The 21,960-nt window shown below is 45.9% G+C and carries 18 protein-coding genes; 1 reads left to right on the forward strand and 17 read right to left on the reverse strand.

Annotated features, from left to right (window positions below; translation table 11 throughout):
- Positions 1–4 precede the first annotated feature (4 nt).
- From ACRAWE_RS12005 to galU, 13 genes are all read right to left on the reverse strand, one after another.
- On the reverse strand, positions 5–1,540 hold the full coding sequence (locus ACRAWE_RS12005) for a hypothetical protein (RefSeq protein WP_432525394.1): 1,536 nt from the start codon (positions 1,538–1,540) through the stop codon (positions 5–7).
- Between the two features lie 76 nt (positions 1,541–1,616).
- The gene (locus ACRAWE_RS12010) at positions 1,617–2,933 is read right to left on the reverse strand and encodes a polysaccharide biosynthesis C-terminal domain-containing protein (RefSeq protein WP_432525395.1); all 1,317 of its coding nucleotides are present in this window, start codon (positions 2,931–2,933) and stop codon (positions 1,617–1,619) included.
- Between the two features lie 26 nt (positions 2,934–2,959).
- Positions 2,960–3,889, reverse strand: coding sequence for a KpsF/GutQ family sugar-phosphate isomerase (locus ACRAWE_RS12015; RefSeq protein WP_432525396.1), 930 nt, complete (start codon positions 3,887–3,889; stop codon positions 2,960–2,962).
- Positions 3,876–4,649 (reverse strand): 3-deoxy-manno-octulosonate cytidylyltransferase, encoded by a 774-nt coding sequence (gene kdsB / locus ACRAWE_RS12020; protein WP_432525397.1) that lies wholly within the window; start codon positions 4,647–4,649, stop codon positions 3,876–3,878. Before kdsB ends, ACRAWE_RS12015 begins: the two co-directional genes overlap by 14 nt.
- 113 nt (positions 4,650–4,762) lie before the next feature.
- Entirely contained in the window at positions 4,763–5,845 is a 1,083-nt protein-coding gene (locus ACRAWE_RS12025; protein ID WP_432525398.1) for a glycosyltransferase, read from the reverse strand.
- A 5-nt stretch (positions 5,846–5,850) separates the two neighbouring features.
- On the reverse strand, positions 5,851–6,393 hold the full coding sequence (locus ACRAWE_RS12030) for an acyltransferase (protein ID WP_432525399.1): 543 nt from the start codon (positions 6,391–6,393) through the stop codon (positions 5,851–5,853).
- Positions 6,386–7,588: a hypothetical protein gene (locus ACRAWE_RS12035; RefSeq protein WP_432525400.1), complete on the reverse strand. Its 1,203-nt coding sequence runs from the start codon at positions 7,586–7,588 to the stop codon at positions 6,386–6,388. Before ACRAWE_RS12035 ends, ACRAWE_RS12030 begins: the two co-directional genes overlap by 8 nt.
- Positions 7,575–8,723, reverse strand: a complete 1,149-nt coding sequence (locus ACRAWE_RS12040) for a hypothetical protein (RefSeq protein WP_432525401.1) — start codon at positions 8,721–8,723, stop codon at positions 7,575–7,577. The genes ACRAWE_RS12035 and ACRAWE_RS12040 overlap by 14 nt, the downstream gene beginning before the upstream one ends.
- A gap of 140 nt (positions 8,724–8,863) precedes the next feature.
- On the reverse strand, positions 8,864–11,032 hold the full coding sequence (gene wzc / locus ACRAWE_RS12045; RefSeq protein WP_432525402.1) for a tyrosine-protein kinase Wzc: 2,169 nt from the start codon (positions 11,030–11,032) through the stop codon (positions 8,864–8,866).
- A 16-nt stretch (positions 11,033–11,048) separates the two neighbouring features.
- Entirely contained in the window at positions 11,049–11,483 is a 435-nt protein-coding gene (locus ACRAWE_RS12050) for a protein tyrosine phosphatase (protein WP_432525403.1), read from the reverse strand.
- Positions 11,484–11,486: 3 nt separating this feature from the next.
- Entirely contained in the window at positions 11,487–12,623 is a 1,137-nt protein-coding gene (locus ACRAWE_RS12055; protein WP_432525404.1) for a polysaccharide export protein, read from the reverse strand.
- 297 nt (positions 12,624–12,920) lie between these two features.
- Complete coding sequence (locus tag ACRAWE_RS12060) at positions 12,921–13,814, reverse strand: sugar phosphate nucleotidyltransferase (RefSeq protein ID WP_230490240.1); 894 nt, start codon at positions 13,812–13,814, stop codon at positions 12,921–12,923.
- A gap of 40 nt (positions 13,815–13,854) precedes the next feature.
- Positions 13,855–14,754, reverse strand: coding sequence for a UTP--glucose-1-phosphate uridylyltransferase GalU (gene galU / locus ACRAWE_RS12065; protein WP_432525405.1), 900 nt, complete (start codon positions 14,752–14,754; stop codon positions 13,855–13,857).
- 634 nt (positions 14,755–15,388) lie between these two features.
- Between galU and ACRAWE_RS12070 the strand changes: the two genes are divergently transcribed.
- On the forward strand, positions 15,389–16,972 hold the full coding sequence (locus tag ACRAWE_RS12070) for a TerC family protein (protein ID WP_432525406.1): 1,584 nt from the start codon (positions 15,389–15,391) through the stop codon (positions 16,970–16,972).
- A gap of 30 nt (positions 16,973–17,002) precedes the next feature.
- On the opposite strand, the gene dcuC is transcribed toward ACRAWE_RS12070, so the two are convergent.
- From dcuC to udk, 4 genes are all read right to left on the reverse strand, one after another.
- Positions 17,003–18,355, reverse strand: a complete 1,353-nt coding sequence (gene dcuC, locus ACRAWE_RS12075; protein WP_025159973.1) for an anaerobic C4-dicarboxylate transporter DcuC — start codon at positions 18,353–18,355, stop codon at positions 17,003–17,005.
- 175 nt (positions 18,356–18,530) lie between these two features.
- Entirely contained in the window at positions 18,531–20,363 is a 1,833-nt protein-coding gene (gene asmA, locus ACRAWE_RS12080; protein WP_432525407.1) for an outer membrane assembly protein AsmA, read from the reverse strand.
- A 44-nt stretch (positions 20,364–20,407) separates the two neighbouring features.
- The gene (dcd, locus tag ACRAWE_RS12085) at positions 20,408–20,989 is read right to left on the reverse strand and encodes a dCTP deaminase (protein ID WP_019454407.1); all 582 of its coding nucleotides are present in this window, start codon (positions 20,987–20,989) and stop codon (positions 20,408–20,410) included.
- Between the two features lie 125 nt (positions 20,990–21,114).
- Positions 21,115–21,756: a uridine kinase gene (udk, locus tag ACRAWE_RS12090; protein WP_004938922.1), complete on the reverse strand. Its 642-nt coding sequence runs from the start codon at positions 21,754–21,756 to the stop codon at positions 21,115–21,117.
- Between the last annotated feature and the right edge of the window lie 204 nt (positions 21,757–21,960).

Genomic DNA, 21,960 nt, shown 5'->3' on the forward strand with positions numbered 1-21,960 from the left:
ATAATTATTCTTGCAACTCGATAAGAACTGGATTGACTGGAATTGGTACATTATGTACAATTTTATGATTATCCACAGTAGTGACATTAAATTTTACTTTGGTGCCGGTAAGCATATTCGTCACAACAATCCCTTTGACTGACGCAGGCAAAGTTATGTTTGAAAGTCTAGGAGGTTTTTGACTATATTTCTCCATCGACCAAGCAGCTATGTATCTCGTATTGTTCTTTTCATTTTTAAATTGATAAGACATCACACGATCGGGTGCGTAAAGCAAGGTTCCATCAAAGGCTTTAACAGGTGAATCATCTGGTCTGGCTGATTCTTGTTGAATAATGTAGCTTACATCATTAGTAGGTAGCAAGTTTACCGATAACGAAGCCAAACGCTGAACTGCATAATATGAAGGTTTAGGTGTCCCATCCGACCGCAACAAGCCAAAGTTGTCTTCGCTGTTGACTTGACTTGCAATACCAGTGTCATTCTTGTCATCCATGAAAGAATAAACAATGCTTGTTTTAATTCCAACCCCCAAAGACTCCATGAAGCGCCGTTGTATATAAACTGCTTGCTCATCTTCACTAACACCAACAAAATTTCCTCTTGAGATAGGTAGGTTCTTTTTAGTCGTCCATCCCCACTCAGTTAACCAGATGCTTTTCGGCCCACCATTCTCAATAGAGAAATTAAGCATTCGATCAATCAGTGCAGAAAAACTCCCGTCTTTGTCAGAGATAAGAGTATTTCCATTGTTCTTGAAACTTGCTTTTGAGTCAGGATACGGCATTATTTCAGGAGTGGTTGCATAGCTATATGGATGTAATGTAATGCCGTCAACATTCTTACTGATCCCATACCTTATCATTCGCCAGTTCATTGCAGGAAATCCGCCAAGACCTATGACCTTTATGCCTGTAGTCCTTGCTTTGATCTTGTCAGCCGACTCGTTTAATAGCTGAACATAGTTCCGCATCCAGCTTTCAATTGTACCATCCTTCGCAGTCCCATAAATTGTTCCTGCGTTCCTTGTCCCCTGGCCGAACGAGTTTGCATACCAGTTGAATGGTTCATTCAACACTTCAATAGCGTCTATTTTTCCTTGTAATTGTTGCGCAACATATGCAATGGCATTAGAGTAGGCATCAGGAGGAAATTGGTTATTGCTGTAAATGTTCGGATTATTACCATTAAAGGTAATAATTACTTTTATACCATATTTATTAGCAATATTAATCCACTCGAGATCCTCTTTAGGGATGGAATAGACACCTTTTTCCTTCTCTACCTTATCCCACATGATTTCGTCTCGAATCCAGCCGACGTTCATAGCAGCTATTTCTGGAATATACCTCTCAGGGTCCCAGTGAGCCATGCTTCGCATTTTTCTCACAAAATGAGTGGCAACCCCGAAGTGATAATTCATTTGCTGCGCAGTATTGGCTGGCTCGACGGTAGCTTCGCTCTTAGCCACCATTTCTGTCGATAGCGCTGTCGAAGATAGCCCAAACATTGAAACCAATAAAATAAGCTTTCTCATCATTACCTCTCTATAAGTCAACAAAGAGCATGTTGAACAAAACTATTAACCAGCCTAAATAATGAATGATTGAACAAATCTACTTGAATTCTAATGAGTAGAATCCGAGTCTTCGCTTAACGAAAAAAACTGTAATTAAACTTTGAACCGAAATGGTTATTGACGTTGCCCAAGCGGTCCCAACAATTCCCCAGATAGGGGTTAACACCATTATAAGTATGAATATTAATGGAGCCGAAAACAAAAAAACTTTCTGCACGTCTTTTTCGTGTCCAGACATCATCAGCAGGTAGCCTGCGGATCCTGTTAGCACACTAACCAATTGTCCAATTGTTAATATTTTCAGTAAACTGGCGCCTTCAATGAAGTCTTTCCCAAAAAAACTCATAATCAAATCTGGGAAAAAAAATGCAGCAACAACCATTGGCGTAGCACCAACAACTACTAGCCGAGTCGACATTATAGCAAGCCGCCTTAGTTCGACAAGCTTACCGGAATGATAGAATGAAGCGAATCTGGGAGCTACAACCAAATTTACTGCCATTAAGGCGAAACTTGTCAGCATTGATGTACGCTGTGCGACAGCGAAACGTGCGATATCATCAGCAGGTACATAGCCGCCACTTAAAAACTGCCCAGACCATTGAACAAACTGACTCATAACGATAACTGTCCATAGGGGTATAGCTGAAGTAAGAACAGTTCCCCATCCTATGTCAGGCAGCTCCAGTACAGCCGTTAAGTCAGCCTTTTTACTTTTACGCTGAATCGAAAGATATATAAGCCCACCAAGGCTAGCAGTAATCAACGCTGATGCAGAAAAAGCAAGCGAGGCGTCAGTACTTGAATGTATTACCCCGCTAAGTGCAATAAGAATAAAAATAATATTTACACTAATATTGAGTATAAATACAGAAAGAATTATCCTTCGAAGTCCCTGTAGAGCCATTGCCAACAACGTGAAAAGTGAAATACCTACTAAGCCTGGCGAAATTGACAACAAAGTTAACTCTAGTTCTGGTTTTGAAAAAAAACTTGCCGAGATAGTCTTTGAGAAAATAGCCAATATTAGTGTCAGCGACCCTGATATAATAAGGCAACCTAACAAGGTTTTTTTTAAAATTTGACTCGCTATCAGTACAGTATTTTGCCCTGAAGAAATCCCTGAGAACTTAAGAACTAAGTTATCAAAGCCACATCGCCCTACTGTCGAAAGGAATGTAATAATGCTGAGCGCCAGGAGAAAATAACCGGCCCCCTCAACACCCAGAACCCTAGCCACCGTCAAATTCATCAAGAAGGCTGAGAGTACACTTAGAACTCTTACAAAAAGTGAAATAATGGAGTGTACTATAACCTCCTTATTCTCGCTATTTTTAAAACCTTTAATCGCCATCTTCTACAACCTAGTTCTAGTTCAGCTTACTTTTTAAGGATACCCAGGATTTCTTCATCATCGGTCACGATTAATGATGTAATGTTGAGAGACTCCATTTTGTCGTAGGCCTTGCTAATCGAAATATTTTCCGAAATGGTATGTGGCGTAGTTTTAACTATGTCCAAAACACGCAGATCAAATATTTCTTTTGAATACTTATCCAGTGCACGCCTTAAATCGCCATCAGTAATGATCCCAAATAACTTTTTCGAGTCGCATACAATAACTAATCCCAAATTCCCAGAACTGATAACTTTTATTGCATCAATGACGCTTGAATTCAAATCAATTATAGGCAAGTTAGAGCTAACCATTTCATCGCGCACTTTCCTTAGTAATTTTCTTCCCAAGGACCCGCCAGGATGAAATCTCGCAAAATTCTCTGGACGAAAATTGCGTAACTCCATCAGAGCAATAGTTAGAGCGTCCCCCATAACCAACGCAGCGGTCGTAGAAGATGTTGGCGCTAATTGGTGTGGACATGCCTCTTCAGGAACCCACACATTCAGGTGGTAATCAGCACTTCTTGCTAATGTTGAGTGCTCACTACCTGTGATTGATATGATTTTATTTTTATTATCCTCCAGGAATGGAAGCAATTTAAGCATCTCATCTGTTTCCCCTGAGTTAGATATAGCAATAAATATATCTTCCTCTTTTATCATACCCAAATCACCATGAAATGCTTCACCAGGATGCATATAGAAACTCGGGGTACCTGTACTCGCCAAAGATGCAGCAATTTTCCTGCCAATCAATCCTGACTTTCCCATTCCGCTAATAATTACCCGCCCTGTCGACTGCAAGATAAGTTCAACTGAGGCCGCGAAATTTTCATCTAAAAGCTCTAACACACTTTCCAACCCACGGATCTCTGTATTAATAACTTTCTTAGCAACTTCAATTGCCTTCATTCTCTAATATCCTTTTTATGTTGTTATAGTCTTCAACGGTGTCAATGCCATGATGAACATCCCCGTCAAAGCGCATCATACCCATTTTCATACCATTTTCTAATGCTCTTAGTTGCTCAAGTTTCTCCAAAGATTCCAGCGTTCCAGTAGGCAACGAACAAAAAGCAGCTAAGCTATTTGCGCTGTAGGCATAAATACCTATATGTTTGACACATGAGCTGATATCAAGAGGCTTATCTCGGTTAAAAGGAATACGAGAGCGGCTAAAATAAACCGCATTCCCTCTCTCGCCAATTGCAACTTTTACCATATTATTATTTTCTGCATCTTCTAGACTAGTTATTTTCGAGTAGGCTGAGAAAATGTCAAACTGCTTGTTCTTGAGAGAGAACTCGATAAACTCCCTAATTAGTCGTGGTGGGATTAACGGCTCATCGCCTTGAACATTAACAACTAAAGTATCATTCGGCCAGTGGCATAGTTCAGAAACTTCATTGACTCTGTCAGTTCCGGACATATGTTGATTACTAGTCATGATAGTAAGAATACCTTCATCAACTGCTTTTTCATATATTTTATCACTGTCAGTTGCTAAATATATATCTTTGTGTTCTATACCAGCCTCGATACAACGTCTATATACATGCCAAAATACAGCATGTCCTTGCAGCATGAGCAACGCTTTTTCTGGCAATCGACTAGACGATAGACGTGCTGGGATGACAATCTTAACTTTTCTATTTTCCGCAAAAACATTCATCTGTTCTTACCTACTTGCACTAAAAAATTTTGCTGTCTTTTGAACCCATACAAATAGTCTGCTGCATTCTAAAGACCCAATTAATAATTACGGCATAATTATATGACGAGTGATTAATTTAACGACGCTAGGCGACGCTCATATAAACATTGCATCTTGTTAACATAACCGGTCAGAGAGTATTCTCTTTTTATGTCCTCGAGAGCAGTCAATATAATAGATCTTCTTATTTTGTCGTTCTCGATTAGTAGTTGAATAGCCACGATTGCCTCATCCAACTCGTCAAACAAATAACCATTTTTTCTGTTTTTAATTAAGTCATTATTTCCAGCGCAATTCTTCGCCACTACCGGAACTCCGGATGCCATTGACTCCAATATAGAAATAGGCATACCTTCCCACCTAGCCGTAGAAACATATATATCTGATTTCCTTACTAGCTTCAGCACTTCCGTTTTAGGTAGCCATCCCGTAACGTTCACACCAGCCTCCTGCAGAAGGTTCTTTAAATTATGATCTCCATCCCCAACCCAAGTAAAATTAACCGATTTATTAATTAAGCTTTTTGCTAAAAGCGAAAATGAAGCGGGATCTTTTTGGTTTCTTATTCCGCCAACAGTGATTATTTCTACTTTCTTTTTGTTTTTAATATCCAAATCAGAAATGGATAACTCAAATGAAGACTCCCCATCGTAGGCATTATTTATCACTTCGACATTTTTTATAGATAGGTTGGATTTTATTGAGTCGTATTCGCTTTTTGAGCAAGCAACATAGGTCGAAGGAATGAAATTCGCGATTCTCTCTAATGTTTTAAAAACATATTCCTTTGTTTTTCCAATATCTTTCCTCATAAAAGAGATGCAATGTGGGCTGTAAATGATTCTATTTTTTTTATTTCCTATATTGGCTAATCGTCCAACAAAACCAGCTAACGATGAATGCAGATGGACAATATTAGGACTTCTTTCTGTTATTATTTTTCTGAGTACGATGCATGATGTAGGGAACTTTCGCATAGCCATATCAACCTCCACTAGTTCAATTCTTGGATCGAACAGTGAAGCTATGTTTTCTGGTGTGTCGTCTCGCCGCGAATAGATCACACATACATCATTATTACTTTTTACCTGACTATTGGCCAGCATCGTCACTACAGATAAAGTACCAGTCGCTGAAGATTCAATAATATGCATTATTTTCATTTTATTTTCTTCAACCCTCCATTACTACTTACGTACACTCCAGACTCTAAAATACTTTTTGTAACGACACTACCAGCTCCAATGATCACATTGTCAGCAAGCTTTATCCCTTTCAGAATAGTAACATTTGAACCGAGCCAGCAATTACGCCCTATAATTACATCTGAAACATCAAACTCATTTGTGGATACAACATAACCATTTCCAATTCTATGATTATGATCGTATATTTTTACACCTTCGCCAAAAAGTGTATTTTCTCCAATATCAATCCTACCTTTTGCATTGAATGAGCAATCATTATTTATAAAGCAACCGTCTGAAAATGAAATTACGCCCCCATCAGAAAATATTCTACAACCACTTCTAAATTTCACATTCCCTATGTATATTTTTCCGTTTGCTCTACATCTAATATGTGGAAGATCTGTTGTGAAAAATATTTTCTTTGTTAAAAGTCGACGCCTAAAAATAAGCTTACTAAGTAAAACTAGACAGCCTGAGTACGCTACTTTTAATGCAACTATACATTTATCCATTGTCTCGCCTTGAATAAACACTATCAATGAGGTTAGGTGTTATAGAAAAATTTTCATCGAAGAAGTCTATATCTACAAGGTAATTATGTATGTATTTTTTCAATTCAGCGGTTCCCATATTTGAATATACAGAACGCCCCATAAATACAACATTTTTATCAAATAACAGCGATTCCATTCCAACTGTGGAATTTATCGTATATACACGCTTTGCGTTTTTTATTAATTCGTAAGTATTTTTCTGAGAGATAAACAATCGCCCTTGGTTCGCGGTTTTAATCTTGTATATATAGTCAAAGTCGGATTCTGCAGGATGAGGCTTCGTTACGATAGGTAAGATCTCTTTTTCAATGAGATGATTTAGTACATCAACATTATCAACATCGCTATTTAGAATTATCTGAGTATCTGTCGACACTTGCATGGGGAAAAATATATACTCATCGGGAATAGTTTTATCTTCACTAATCGTCTGGGTTCTTTTTTTTCTTATCCTATTACTTATCGAGCTTTTAGGGAATGTTTGGAAACCCAAAAATCTTGTATATACAAAATCGATTAGATGCCTCAGTGTTATCTCTTTACCTTTAGATGCTTGAGGTAGTAGTTTATTTCCTTTTTTTTCTTCAAAAAAATCTTTCAACCAACCGTCATGAACACTCTCATCGACGGAAGGAATATTTTCCAACACTTCTGGTTTTAAATAAATGCTAGATGCAGCATTTACTCCCTCGGGATCAATAAATATCTTTCCTTTTAAATTTGATAGTTCGAAAAACAATAGGCTAATCGCACCGTCTGCTTGTTTCGCTTGGCGCATTACAGCTCCTATAATATTATCACCATTCCACGTAAGTAAATTTATCCTCCTCCCTTTATTTTTATCCAAAATTTTTCTTATTGAGGATTGTAATGCTGAGGCAAGCTCCATTGCATTTTTTAGTGGAAGAATATTTAAGCCAAGCTCTCTCACTCTATTGTCAGGAAGACTAGTGACTTTATCTTTTCCTCGTATTTTTCTTACTTTCGATATTAAGTGAGCTTCATGTTTTTTTTGTGCGGCCAAATATGTACTTAACAATGTAGATACAAAAATGTACTCTCTATTTTTGTCTGAAGCAGCTAAACGCAGGAAAAAGCTTCCGGCCAACGCGTAATCGATAATACAGATACTTATTTCTTTATGTGATGTCATGTTCATCCTCTAAATTTGAGCGATTCTTTCTTCTTTCAGCAGTCAATGCTTTACAGAACACGATAAATATCCAAAAGAAAGAAGATAATATGTTGAATTTAAATAACAGCGTAATGGTAACTCCATAGAGGATATCAAGATTCTTCAGCCCCAGTCGTGATAAAAAGAAGAATAATAAAAGCAGGCCGAATATACCACCAGAGAAATAAATATAGGGATAGAACGATGAATCTCGAGTATGATATCCTTTTAACCCAATTTTACCAATCGGCTCATCCTCGGCCCAGAAAAAACCACTACCAACTATATCATTGATAAAATCGCGTGCTTCGAACTCTTTAAGAATTAAAAGCCTCGAGGATATTGCATCATAATCAGAGTCATCGGTTATTCTTTTTGTATAAAAATCACCTAAATAAGGAGCCGAAAGTACAATAGCAGCGATAACCGCACCTTTTAGTAAATAGTTTTTCTTTAATCTAAAGAAAAGAATGATCATTGCCAATGCGACAATCGCCAATGATGCTATAGATAAACTTAATGCGCAACTAAACAACCCCAGTAGAACATATTTATTTATTTTCTTATTTAACAGCATAAGAATCATCGTAGGGCAGAAGACGCTCATGCTATAGAATGAAGGTTCTGAATACAAACCGGTAGCTCTTATCGAGAGTATGAAGCCACTCAAGGCTCTCGATGCGTACAGCGTCGTACTTTCCTGTTCCCTTACCATATTGTTAAAATCGATAAAGTGACCAAACGCTTGATATGCAATTAGCTGAATAAGGAAAAATGTGAGGTTGACAAGGATTAAACCTTTGCAATAAAACTCGATATCAGAAATTTTGATTATGTTACTTGTGTACATCACATAGATAATCGATGCAAAAAATATCATTCCCAAAAACTTGACGTAGTATATCCAATAAATATTTTGCAGTAACGAACATGCAATAACTGAAATATTTATAAGTAAAAAATAAAAAATATCTCTACGTTTTACCACTAACGTATTTTTCCAATACGGTGCGATAGATAAAAAAAGAAAGAAATATCCAAGAGCCGCAGCCCTATAACTAAATGTACTTAATGAAAAAAAGAATACTGCAAGAAAAGAAATTATTTTGAACATTTTAAATCACCTCACGAGAGCAGTTTGTTAATTTACCATGCATTTATTTCCGCTCAAGTTTCATCCTTCATGTTCATCAAAAAATATAAAAATTAAATACCACCCGATGTTTTAAGCCGGGTGGTCGACATAGTTGTTAATCAGTTTTTCGAAGATTTATAGCTGTAATCATAATAATCATACCCATAACTATAATAGTTAGATGATTTTCTGATAACGGCATTGAGTATAACACCTTTGATGTCTACACCATTTTGGCTGAGACGCTTTATACTGATCTCAACTTCTTTGGCTGTGTTTTGCTCAAATTTTGCAACCATTAATGATGTGCCCGCTTGCTTGCCAACAATAGCTGCATCGGTTACTGCAAGAATAGGGGGGGTGTCAACAACAACAAGGTCATAATGCTTTGATGCCCATGCAAGAAGTTCTGGGAAACGATTGTGCATCAACAGTTCAGATGGATTTGGAGGGACCATTCCCCGAGCTATAAAGTCAAAATTATTTGCCTTTTTGATGATATTCTCGACGGTCGATTTTCCAGATAGGACATCTGACAATCCATTTTTCCCATCAACTCCCAGCAACTCATGCGCATACCCTTTACGCATATCACAGTCAATGAAAAGCACTTTTGTTCCAGTCTGAGCAACAACCGCTGCCAGGTTTGCGCTTATAAACGTCTTACCAATTCCAGGACTTGCACCTGAGATCATAAGTATATTATTTTTTGCCTCCATCATCGCAAAGTGCAGGCTAGTTCTTAGACTTCGGATCGCTTCAATTGCTAAATCAGCCGGATTGCCAAATGCTAGCAACGTATTCGAGTCTGCATTTCTGTTTTTATTTTTTGCCGTAAACTCTTGATCTCGCTTACGCTGCCACTCTGAAAGAGGTACACTTGCATAAACGTTAACACCTATACTTTCCAACTCCTCCGGATTTTCAATACCACGATGCAAATAGGCTCGGATCAGTACATAAAAGACTGAAAGAATAATACCAAAGAAGAAACTTAGAAAAAGTATAACTGCCTTCTGTGGTTTTACAGGATCTTCTTGAGTAATTGCTGAATCTATAATCCTTACATTCCCTACTTTGCTTGCTTTTGAAATATTTAGCTCTTGCTCTTTGTTGAGCAATTGCATATAAACTTCTTGACCTGATTTAACATCGCGGCTAAGACGCAATATTTCCTGCTGCGTTTGCGGCATTCCATTGATTCGCTTATTGAGCTTATCCTTCTCAATCTCCAGAGTCTTGCGTTTCTCCAGTAATGCTCTATATGATGGATGCTCTTTGGTATATAGCTTGGAAATCTCAGCCTCTTTAAATGTCAGTTCGTTTAGTTGTGTATCAACTGACACAATCGAATCCAAGACTGACTTCGCCTCAAGAGAAAGATCAACAGATTCATTTTTCTGTCTGAATTTATTTAGTTTATCTTCAGCAGTATCAAGAGAAACTCGTACTTTAGGCAGCTGTACTCGTAGAAAATCTAAACTTTTCGCATCTTCTTCTGACTTTCTCTGAACATTCTGATAAACATAGTTCTGCAGTATACTATTTAGTGTTGCTTCAACTTTGACCGGATCACTCCCTATTAAAGTTAGACCAAGCACCCCAGTGTCTTTACCTTTGTCTACAACATTGTATCTATCCAAAAGTCCACTGAATGCTTTTTGTTCAGATTGTTTTGTTATAGAAAATACTGTATCCGGTTTAGCGTTAATTCGTTCGACTAAAATGGCATTGCCATCGATCGTTAGTAACTTCCCAACCTCTCCATGTATAGCCTTTCCATCACCCACAGACACGGTGAACTCATTTTTATTCAATACGACAAGTTCTAAATAAGAATCGCTATTCCACGAATCTGAAGGAACAAACTCTGCCACATCTAAGTTTGATACCGGCTGCCCCATCAGGCGGGCTAACCCTTTCCCTATCAAAGGAAAATGCTTTTCTTTAACGATTGTTCTCAAATTCAGATCATCAATCGTTTTATTCAAAATCATTCTCGATTTAAGCAACTCAATTTCTGGAGCGGCTTCAGGTTGCCCATTAGGCAACATTTGCGAGATATTACTCAGTAGAGAGCTTCCCACATTTCGCTCTACTTGAACTATTGCGTCTGCCCGATAAATCGGGGTTGCGAATAGACTATAAGTAATACCAAGTGCGATAAACACGGAGGTAACCCCTATAATGAGCCAGCGGTTATCTAACAGCTCCCCAAATAGACGTCCCAAATCAATTTCTTCGGTTTTATCACTTCCTGAAAGATTCACACGGTTCTTTTCTGACATTGGAAATCCTGGCTATCTATCGATTTAGTGCTTGCGCCCATTTTTGGGCGGACTCATCGAGAATATCATACACAAACTCAAATGCTTCTCGGCTTTTTCGGTAAGGATCGGCTATTTCTTTCTGATTTAACCAGTGCCCGAATAGCATTGTTTTCCCCCTAACTTCGGGGGCTAGGCGGCATACGGCATCAATGTGCGATTTTTCCATGACCAAAATAAGATCATACTCTTTACACATAGAACTTGTTAATTGTTTACCTAGATGATCTTTCAAGCTTAGACCATGCTTTTGCGCTACAATTTCAGCACTTTCATCTGCGGGTTTGTCTACTAGCGCCCCAATACCCGCTGATGATATTTTTCTATCCGGCAAGAGCTGTTTTAGTAGACGCTCTCCGGTAGGAGAGCGACAAATATTTCCTACACAAACCACCAAAATTGAATCAAACATTTGTTAATTCCATTGTTTGATGAACCGTACAGTTTCGGTCATATCGTGAACACCAGTTATTGTCGGCACCAATTGCATTACCACGCGATTCCAGCGAACGACAGGCGCCGTTGTCACATAGACGATATCGTAGGGTTGCAACTGGAACTCTGTACCCATAACAAGTGCAGAAGCGTCAGAAGCGTTCAATTGATAAATATTAGCAATCTTCTTCCCTTCACTTCCACGCAAAGGTCGAATAACGAAGACACCCGTTGCATCAGACATTGCCTGATCCATCCCCTCCGCATTACCTAAGGCTTCGGTTAAGGTCATCCCGCTCCGATCCATGCGCAGTGTCGATTGCTTTTTCACTTCACCCATCACGAATACTTTCAGGTCGTCATTGCGTGGGATGTACAGAATATCGCCCGGGTACAATAAATGGTTCTGCGTGAGGTCACCTTTCTGCATTAATGCCTGCAGGGATATACGGTGCTCTTTACCATTATGTGTCAATACCACGTTTCGCCAGTCCGCGTTAGCACTTAGCCCCCCCGCAGCATTCACTGCGTCCATAATCGTCAATGGGACGTTAGTGATAGGTTGTTGGCCAGATTTCTCCACTTCACCAGTCACATAAACTTTCTGCGAACGGAATGCGGCGATGCTGACGTCAACTTGCGGGCTCTCGATATACTGAGCGAGACGGCCGGCAATATCACTGCGCACCTGACTGACAGTTTTGCCTGCAACTTTCACTTTGCCAATGTAAGGATAGAAAATAGTCCCGTCCGAGTTGACCCAGTTACCGGTATCACTGGCACTGCGGTATTGCCCCGCCGGCGTCGTTAGCTCCGGGTGATCCCATACGGTCACCATCAGTACATCGCCGACGCCAATGCGGTATTCGTAATTTTGCAACTCGCGCTCTAACGCGGAATTAGGCTGTGCAACCACTGGTTTCGGCCGTAGCTTATCGATAAGACCAGGTGTCATCGGGTAAATATTAACCAACTTATCAAGATCAAAATCGCTATCTTGCTGTTTTACGACGTCTTTGCCACTGGTTGAAAGATGAGAGCCCGGCACGATAGTACAGCCGCTGACCACACTGATAGATACCAGAAGCGGTATCAGTTTCCATTGTTTTTTTGCCATCGAGTTATCATCACTTTCAAAGTAAAAAATGCATGTAATGCCAAGTCCCAGGCCAACCATGGCGCCTACCGCGGCACTCAGCGAAATGAGTTATCAATGCTCACACGAAGACATCCTAAAACGCACTTTCATTGAGCAAGTGTTGAATTCAGATTTGTTAGACTGAAAGCCTAGGAGCATTATTGCATAGTTCTTAAATAAAAAGAGCAGCATAAGCACCGTCGTTTTTGCCTAAACATAGCGGAGGCCGGTCTGATATCGCTCCAAACCAGCCGTCATAAAGGTAATTGATAAACGCTACAGAGAGAGTTGCTCAGCCCACTCACGGAAGGCCTTACCCTGCGTTGGATGGCGCAAGCCATAAGTCACGAATGCCCGCAAATAGCCCATCTTTTCACCGCAGTTAAACGACTCGCCAACCAACTCTGTGGCTTCTACCGTCTGATGTTTCAGCAATTCGGCAATCGCGTCCGTCAACTGAATGCGTCCCCAGGCACCCGGCTCGGTTTTTTCCAAAATGGGCCAGATGGCGGCTGACAGCACGTAGCGCCCAACGGCTGAATAGTTGGACTTCAGTTGAACACCGCTGTCCGGTTTTTCGATAATCGCGGTAATGGGTGAGGATTCACCTTGTCGCAACGCATTGTTCTGGCACTCCACAACGGAATAGTCGCGCAAAACATGCTCATCCACGGGTTGGATCAGTACCTGACTCAAACCCGTCTCTTCGAAGCGGGAAATGAGGTGAGCCAGATTATCTTTTTTCAGATCGGCTTTAGCATCGTCAAGCAACACATCCGGCAACAGCACCACGAAAGGAGAGTCTCCGATCAATGGCTTGGCACAAAGTACCGCATGACCCAGCCCCTTTGGTTGCCCTTGCCTAATATGCATCAACGTTACGCCTTTCGGCGTTATTGATTGGACTTCATCCAACAACTGGCGCTTAACGCGAGCTTCGAGCATCGCTTCCAATTCAAAGGACGTATCGAAATGGTTTTCTATTGCATTTTTAGATGAATGCGTAACCAGAATGATCTCTTTGATACCTGCCGCTACGCACTCATTAACAATATATTGAATCAAAGGCTTATCGACGATCGGCAACATCTCTTTAGGAATCGCTTTGGTCGCCGGTAGCATATGCATGCCCAGGCCAGCGACAGGAATGACAGCTTTCAACTTCGTCATGCTCGTCCTCTTCAATCTTGTGAACGCACTCAGCCACATGTTAGTTGTTATTCAAGGCCAGCTTCAACCATTGCGAGAAATCTTCACCTTCTGTGGCATGGCGTAGACCGTATTGCACAAAGGCCTTCATATAACCAAGTTTATCGCCGCAGTCGTGTGATTTACCGCTCATATGGAAAGCTTCCACTATTTGCTCATCCATCAGCATGGCGATAGCGTCGGTCAACTGGATCTCATCGCCCGCGCCTGGAGGCGTCTTCTCGAGTAACGGCCAAATAGCGGCGGAAAGCACATAGCGCCCCACAACCGCCAGGTTAGAAGGCGCTTCCTCGCGTGCGGGTTTTTCCACCACAGCCGACATCGGTGCACTTTCGCCTGCAACCAGTGCTACACCCGCACAATCCACTACGCCATATTTTGACACATCCTGCTCTGGTACCGGTTCAACCATAATTTGGCTGCACCCTGTAGCTTCAAAGCGCTGGATCATTTTAGCCAGGTTTTCTGTACGAAGATCCACGGTTGCATCATCCAACAACACATCTGGCAGCAAGACGACGAAAGGGGAATCCCCTACCATGGGTTTCGCGCACAATACCGCATGCCCGAGCCCTTTCGCTTGCCCCTGACGCACCTGCATCACGGTCACATCCGGCGGGCAAATGTTTTGCACTTCCGCCAGCAGTTGGCGTTTTACACGTGCTTCCAGTACGGCTTCCAACTCGAAAGAAGTGTCAAAATGGTTTTCAATCGCATTCTTCGAAGAGTGGGTGACCAGCACGATGTCCTTAATGCCAGCAGCGACACACTCTCCGACAATGTATTGGATAAGTGGCTTATCGACCACCGGCAACATTTCTTTAGGGATCGCCTTGGTTGCCGGCAACATACGAGTTCCCAGACCCGCCACTGGGATCACAGCTTTTAGCCTTTTCTGCATTTCCACTTCCACAAGCAATTAACTGATTTATATATCATAAATCATACATTTTCGGCAAAGCATGACAGCGCAGACAATTCGATCAGACACGCTACCGCCCTTGGCTTATAGCTGCCAAAACACTGTTATGAAAAATCCTGTACGCAACGCTAAGCACGCTTCCGTACATAACAAAGAGTACACGTCACACGTTGGTATTTCGCAGCTGGAAGAACAACGAGAATCCATGTTCTTATAACCAAAAAACGCGAGATACCTTCGCTTATATTTCTAGGATTCTTATACTATTGACTTGCTGATACAAGCCTTAGATACCCGTGGTTAGGTGTTTTCAGAATAAGACTACTAATACACTGGAGTGGTCCAAGTACCAGCATAAAAAGCTCATTTCAATCCATTGATATTATTGATGTTTAAATCATGTGTCTTTTATGAACAGCCCAGTTAGCATTCTCATACACCATTTCTCCGTGATGCCAGCGGCACCTGAATGTGCGTTGAAATATTGGGTACTTTTTCTGCCGAAATAACCTGTTTTCATCCACTTCTTCTGATTAAAGTTGAATTTTGCCGCCTCAGCGCCCATCATTCCCCTGCGGCATAAGCCGTAGAACTTACAGGTGAAATTGGGCGTATGGAATGGATCGCTGATCCAACAATTTGGGCCGGCCTGGCCACCTTGGTCGTGCTGGAAATCGTTCTGGGTATAGACAACCTTGTCTTCATCGCCATTCTGGCGGATAAACTACCAAAACAACAAAGAGATAAGGCTCGAGTCGTCGGCCTGCTGCTGGCGTTGGTGATGCGTCTGGCGCTGCTCGCCTCCATCTCGTGGCTGGCGACGCTGACCAAACCGATGTTCATCGTTGCGGAGCACCCCTTCAGCGGCCGCGATCTGATCATGCTGGTCGGCGGGATATTCCTGCTATTCAAAGCCACCATGGAGCTGAACGAGCGGCTGGAAGGCAAGGATGAAGAGCAGCACGGCACACGCAAAGGTGCGCGTTTCTGGCCGGTAGTGGCGCAGATCGTGGTGCTGGACGCCGTGTTCTCGCTCGACTCGGTGATCACCGCAGTCGGCATGGTCGACCACCTGGCGGTGATGATGATCGCGGTCTGTATCGCCATCGGTCTGATGCTGCTGGCCAGCAAGCCGTTGACGCGCTTCGTCAACGCTCACCCGACTATCGTCATCCTGTGCCTGAGCTTCCTGCTGATGATCGGCTTCAGCCTGGTGGCGGAGGGCTTCGGCTATCACATTCCGAAAGGCTACCTCTACGCGGCGATCGGCTTCTCGGTGATGATCGAAGCCTTGAACCAACTGGCGCAATTCAACCGCCGCCGCTTCCTGTCGAAGGTGCGGCCGCTGCGCGAACGTACCGCCGAGGCGGTGTTGCGCATGCTGAGCGGTAAACATGAAGAAGCGGAAGTCGACAGCCATTCGGCCAACCTGCTGGCAGACAGCGACAGTGAAAACGGCGAGATCTTTAACCAGCAAGAGCGACGCATGATCGAACGCGTGCTGGGCATGGCGCAGCGCACGGTCAGCAGTATCATGACCTCACGTCATGACGTCGAATATCTTGAGCTGAACGATCCGCAGGAAAAGCTGACGCAATTGCTGGAACGTAATCAGCACACGCGCATCGTGGTGGTGGAAAGCAGCGCCAGCGACGAACCGCTGGGTGTGATCCACACCATCGACGTCCTCAAACAGCAGTTGGCGCAGGCACCGCTGGATCTGCGCACGCTGATACGCCAACCGCTGATCTTCCCGGAACAGCTCACGCTGTTAAGCGCCCTGGAGCAATTCCGTCAGGCGCAGACGCACTTCGCTTTTGTGGTCGATGAGTTCGGTTCGGTCGAAGGTATCGTCACCCTGACGGACGTGATGGAAACCATTGCCGGTAACCTGCCGGAGGCCGGCGAAGAGGTAGACGCACGCCACGACATTCAGCAAAACGAAGACGGCAGCTGGATTGCCAACGGCTATATGCCGCTGGAGGATCTGGTGTTGTATCTGCCAATGCCGCTGGAAGAAAAGCGCGAATACCACACGCTGGCGGGGCTGCTGATGGAGCATAGCCAGCGCGTGCCGCAAGAAGGCGAGCAAATCAAGATCGGTGACTACCAGTTCGAACCTTTGGAGGTCAACAGCCACCGCATCCTGAAAGTGAAGATCACCCCGCCTCCCCCACCGGAGGACTACGAGGTTTAACATTGAGGCCGGGCATTGCCCGGCCTTTCTTTACTGGGGAACCAGCAGCTCCGTCGCCACGATCACCACCACCAGTCCGACAATCACCGGCACCGACGTGCGTTTTACCACGTCAAACGGCGAGATTTTCGCCATGCCGGAAACCGCCACCACCACGCCGGAGACCGGCGATAGCGTGCGGCCAAGGTTAGACGCCTGCAGCATCGGGATCACCAGATAGGCCGGATTCACGCCCATCTGCGCCGCCAGTTTCGGAATCAGTTCGACAAACGCGTAAAAAGGCGCATTGCCGGAGCCGGTGGTCATCGCCGCCAGCATGGTGATTACCACCAAGACCAGCATCATGATCAAACCGCCGGTGCCGAACGACTGAGCCAACCCGATCAATCCGCTGATAAAGCCAACGGTGCTCAACCCTTGCGCGAAGACGCCCGCAGCCACCAGCAGCATCACCACGCTGGCGAAAGCGTCCGCCATGCCGCGATAGGCCACTTCCAGGCCGCTGAATACCTGTTTGGCGCTGAAGCTGCGCAGAAATTCAATCGCTGCAGCCAACAGTATGCACCCCACCAACACGGTGATGATGTGCAGCTCCGGCCCCCATTTGCCGTCAAAGATCAACACACCGAGAATCGGCGTAAACGGCAATAGCGCGTAGAACCCCGGCGCATGGGTTTTGATCTCGCTGACGTCCATGATGTGATGTTGTTCATTGCCCTTTCTATCGAGATAACGCTGCCAGAAAAAGTGCGCCACAGCCATACAGACGATGGCGGCGATCGAGATCGGCAGCGTGGTTTTGAACGCGAAGTCCACCAGCGGCATCTCCGCCGCCTTAGCCGCCAACACCACGTCGCCGGAGGTTGGTGCCAGAATAATCGCCGCCGGCGAAGCGCAAATGGCTGCCGCCGCGCCACGGCTGATACCGACGTTCACCATCAACGGGAACAGCGTCGCCATCAGCAATACGCCAAGGCCGGTGGCGGAAGAAACTGCCAGCGACATCAGGCAAGCGACAAAGTACGCCGCCACCATCAGCAGATAAGGCGAGTTGATCATCTGCAAAGGGCGCGAGGCCAGCTTGACGACCACGTCGTTGGCACCGATATGCGTCATGTAGGCGGCAAAGCCGCACAGCATCATGATCATCATGCCCAGATCGCCGCCGCGGCTCATCAGCAAGATCTTGACGTACTCGATCATGTCGGTCGCGCGCCAGCCGGTAGACGCAGCGCCGGACGGCAGCAGCGTTTTCCCCATCAGGGCGCTGATGCCGAGCAGCAGCAGCCCTCCCACCATCAAGACGCCGGTGGCGGAATACCCCTTGATGATGTAACGGCCCACGCCCGCCGCTACTAAGGCGCCAATAAGAAGCTCTATCATGTTTCCTCAACTCGTCATGTTTTCGCGCTCAGGCGCACAGTCATAGCAGAACAAGCCCTTACTTTGCACAATCTGAGCGCGGGTCTTCATGACCTTCATCAAGGTAACGGAGGGAAATATTCACGGGAAATGTCGATATTGACGCGGGCCACAAGACGGCCCGCATCAGGGATGATTAGAGTTTGTCGAGCAGCTTTTTCAGATCCTGGCCTTCGCGCGAATCCTTGTTCTTTTCAGCCCACTTGTTCAGCGCATCCTTGGCCCGATCCTGCAGCGTTTTACGCAGTACCTGATCGACCTGCAGTTGATAGTTCAGCTGTTGCCACGGCCCGTAGACCCGCAGCGGGATCGGCGTTTTTTGCAGCTGTTCGATCAGCTCGCCGCGCCCTTGCCAACCGCCGGTGACGCGCACGTTAAGCGCCATATCACACTGTTTACCCGGCATATCAATGCTGCCGGCGCCGGTCAGCGCCAGCAAAGGCGAATCCGCCGTCAGGCCGCTGAGTTTGACCGTGCCCTGGTTCAGGGTAGCCTGCGCCGAAACGCTTTTGACCTCGGTATAGCGCTGATAGCTGTCTTGTCCGCGCACGCTGTTGTCATTGCGCGCCACGGCCTGTTGGATCAGCTGCTGGATGTTCAAGCCGTGCAGTTGCGCATCCTGCATCGCCAGCTGCGCCGTACCGCGCCAGCGGTGCTCAAATGACTGTGAAGAGAGGCGATCGCCGGTCAGATCCCCTTTCATGCTGAACTTGCCGGTCAGCATCTGCGGCATGTCGAAGGCTTTGAGCACCGTGCCCAACTCAATCTGGTTCAACGTCGGCTGCACGCTGATGACCGGTTTATTTCCGCGAGCATCCAGCGATCCTGGCAGGGAGAAATCCCCGCCGGCCAATTGCCCGGCCAGCTTATGCAGCGTCAACAGACCGCGTTGGTTGTCCGCGGCAACGGCCAATTGGGTGACATTCATGCCGCGATAGGTCAACTGCGCCGCTTGCAGGTTCAACTGCGCATTGAAATCGCGCAGCGCCTCTAAATTCTGCTGCCGATCGTCAACCTGGCTCGCGATCACCGGGGCGGCAGTCACGGCCGGTTGCTCGGCAGTATTGCTGCTGGATTGCCAGCCGGAAAGCGCGTCGAGATCGAGGTTAGCCGAATTGAGATTCACCACATAGCCCGGCACCGCCCCCAGCGTGGCGCTGATATCGCCGGCCAACTGGCTGTTGTTGGCGCTGACGTTCAGTTGGCTGACGACAATCTGCGCCGGCGTCTGTTGATAGACTACCTGGGCATTGCCCTCGCCCTGAATGCCGCCGTTAAGAATGTCCGCCCCGGCCAGTTGATAATTGAACTGGGTCACTTTGGCGCCGATCTGGTGTGGGAACTGCTGCAGGTCAACATCGGCCGCCATGCTGAAGGTCAGGTCACGCTGATCGCGGTTGACCCGGCTGGACAGTTCAAGCTGCGCCTGCCGTTTCGCCGTTTGCTGCAGGGTGAGATTGATGTCCCGAACATTGATTTGATCGTTGTCGGCACGCTGCCAAATCAGCAGGCTGTCCACGACCCGCAAGTCATCGATATCAAACTTCCAGGCCGCGTCTGCCGCGTCAGTGCCGCTGCCGGCCGGAGCTATCGGCGCATCCACCTGCGAATGTTCTTCACTGTCGGGCGTGAGGCGAATGACGGCGTTTTTCAGCATCACCTGTTTCACAAACAGCTGATGCGACAACAGAGGCAACAGTTTGACATCGAGGCGCATGTTTTCCGCACTGACCACCGGCGCCTTGGCGCCCGGCGCGGTCAGCGTCATGCGCCCGGCCAAAATGCTGAGCTGCGGCCAGATATGCCAACGCAGATCGCCTTCGAGCGTCAGCTGATAACCGCTTTTCTGCTCGACCTTCTTGACCATATAACCGCGAAAATCATTCGGATTCACCAGCAGCACCAGTGCGGACATTCCCGCCACCACTACCACCAGTAAAATCGCCAATGTCGTCAGTAATCTTCTCATGCCACCCTCTTGTCAGCGCCACACCGACGGTGCATCCCGCGCCGTTAGTCCTTGTCGATTCGACTGGCTACTGCGCCCTGCTGATCGCGATATTTTGCGTCCTGACGGCTGTTGTATGGCCGGGCCGCCGGGCCGGACAACGGCTCAAAGCTCAAGGCGCCGATCAGCATCCCCGGCCGCAGCGCCAGCGGCAGCTTGCCGGAGTTGTAAAACTCCAGCACGATGCGCCCATGCCAGCCCGGGTCGATGCGGTGCGCGGTGACGTGCACCATCAATCCCAAACGCGCCAGGGAAGAACGGCCGTCGAGCCAACCCACCAGATCGTCAGGCAGCGTCACGGATTCGAACGTCACCGCCAGGGCCAGCTCACCGGGATGGAGGAAAAACGCCTCGCCTTCCGGCAGGACAATTTCGTCGCTCATCACGCGATCCAACGCAGCGCTGACTTCATCTTTCGGCCCGCTGAGGTCGATAAAAGGCGCGGTATGGCCACTGAACACGCGGAACTGATTGCCCAAACGGACATCTACTGTGGCCCCGTTGATGCGTTCGAGCGGCGGACGCGGGGAAATCACCAGTTTCTCGCTATCCAGCCAGGCTTCTATATCGCGGTCGCACAGTCTCATGTGTTTCTTCTCCATCAAAACGCGTAACTAAACAAAAATTGCCACACAACGGGCGAAAGGTCTACGCCGGGCTGCAAATAGTTGGCCGTCGGCCGGAAATGCACATTTCCGGCCATTAAGCGGCATTATTCAAAGAATTGGCTGATTTTGGCTTTCAGAATATCGATCGCGATGCGGTTTTTGCCACCACGCGGGACGATGATATCGGCGTATTGTTTGGAAGGTTCGATAAACTGCAGGAACATCGGGCGCACGGTCTTCTGGTATTGCGCCATCACCGAATCCATCGAGCGGCCGCGCTCGTTGACGTCACGCTTCATACGGCGCATCAGGCAGATATCGAGCGGCGTGTCGACAAAGATCGAGAAGTTCATCTCCTGGCGCAGACGAATATCCGTCAGCAACAAGATCCCTTCCAGAATGATCACTTTTTTAGGTTCCAGATGAACGGTTTCTTTCTTGCGCGTGTGTTCGGTGTAGCTGTACAGCGGCAGTTCGATCGCTTTGCCGGCCTTCAGCATCTGCAGATGCTGGAACAGCAGATTGTGATCCATGGCGCTCGGGTGGTCATAGTTGGTTTTGACCCGTTCTTCCATGGTCAGGTGAGTCTGGTCTTTATAGTAACTGTCTTCTGGAATAACGCCGATGTGCTCATCGCCGACCTGTTCACGGAGTTCGCGGTACAACGTGCTGGCAATAAGGCTTTTTCCGGAGGCAGATGCGCCAGCTATACCAATAATGACGCACTGATGCGGATTGTCAGTCATAAAATTAAAGACCTGATTTCGTAATGTGAAGGGGGGAACTAAAACGCGACAATTATAGGGAGTCGTCGGGGTTTGCGCCACTGTATATTGCGCGACGACCGGCGAATTCGGGCTATCGCGTCTTATCGGCAAGGCGGTATTTTAAGAATCTCACGGCTAGGGCAATGCCCGGCAACAGGTTAAACTCCAGCGCTGACTTCTGGA

This window comes from Serratia sp. BFP-2025, from assembly GCF_050880365.1.
Lineage (GTDB): Bacteria > Pseudomonadota > Gammaproteobacteria > Enterobacterales > Enterobacteriaceae > Serratia > Serratia surfactantfaciens.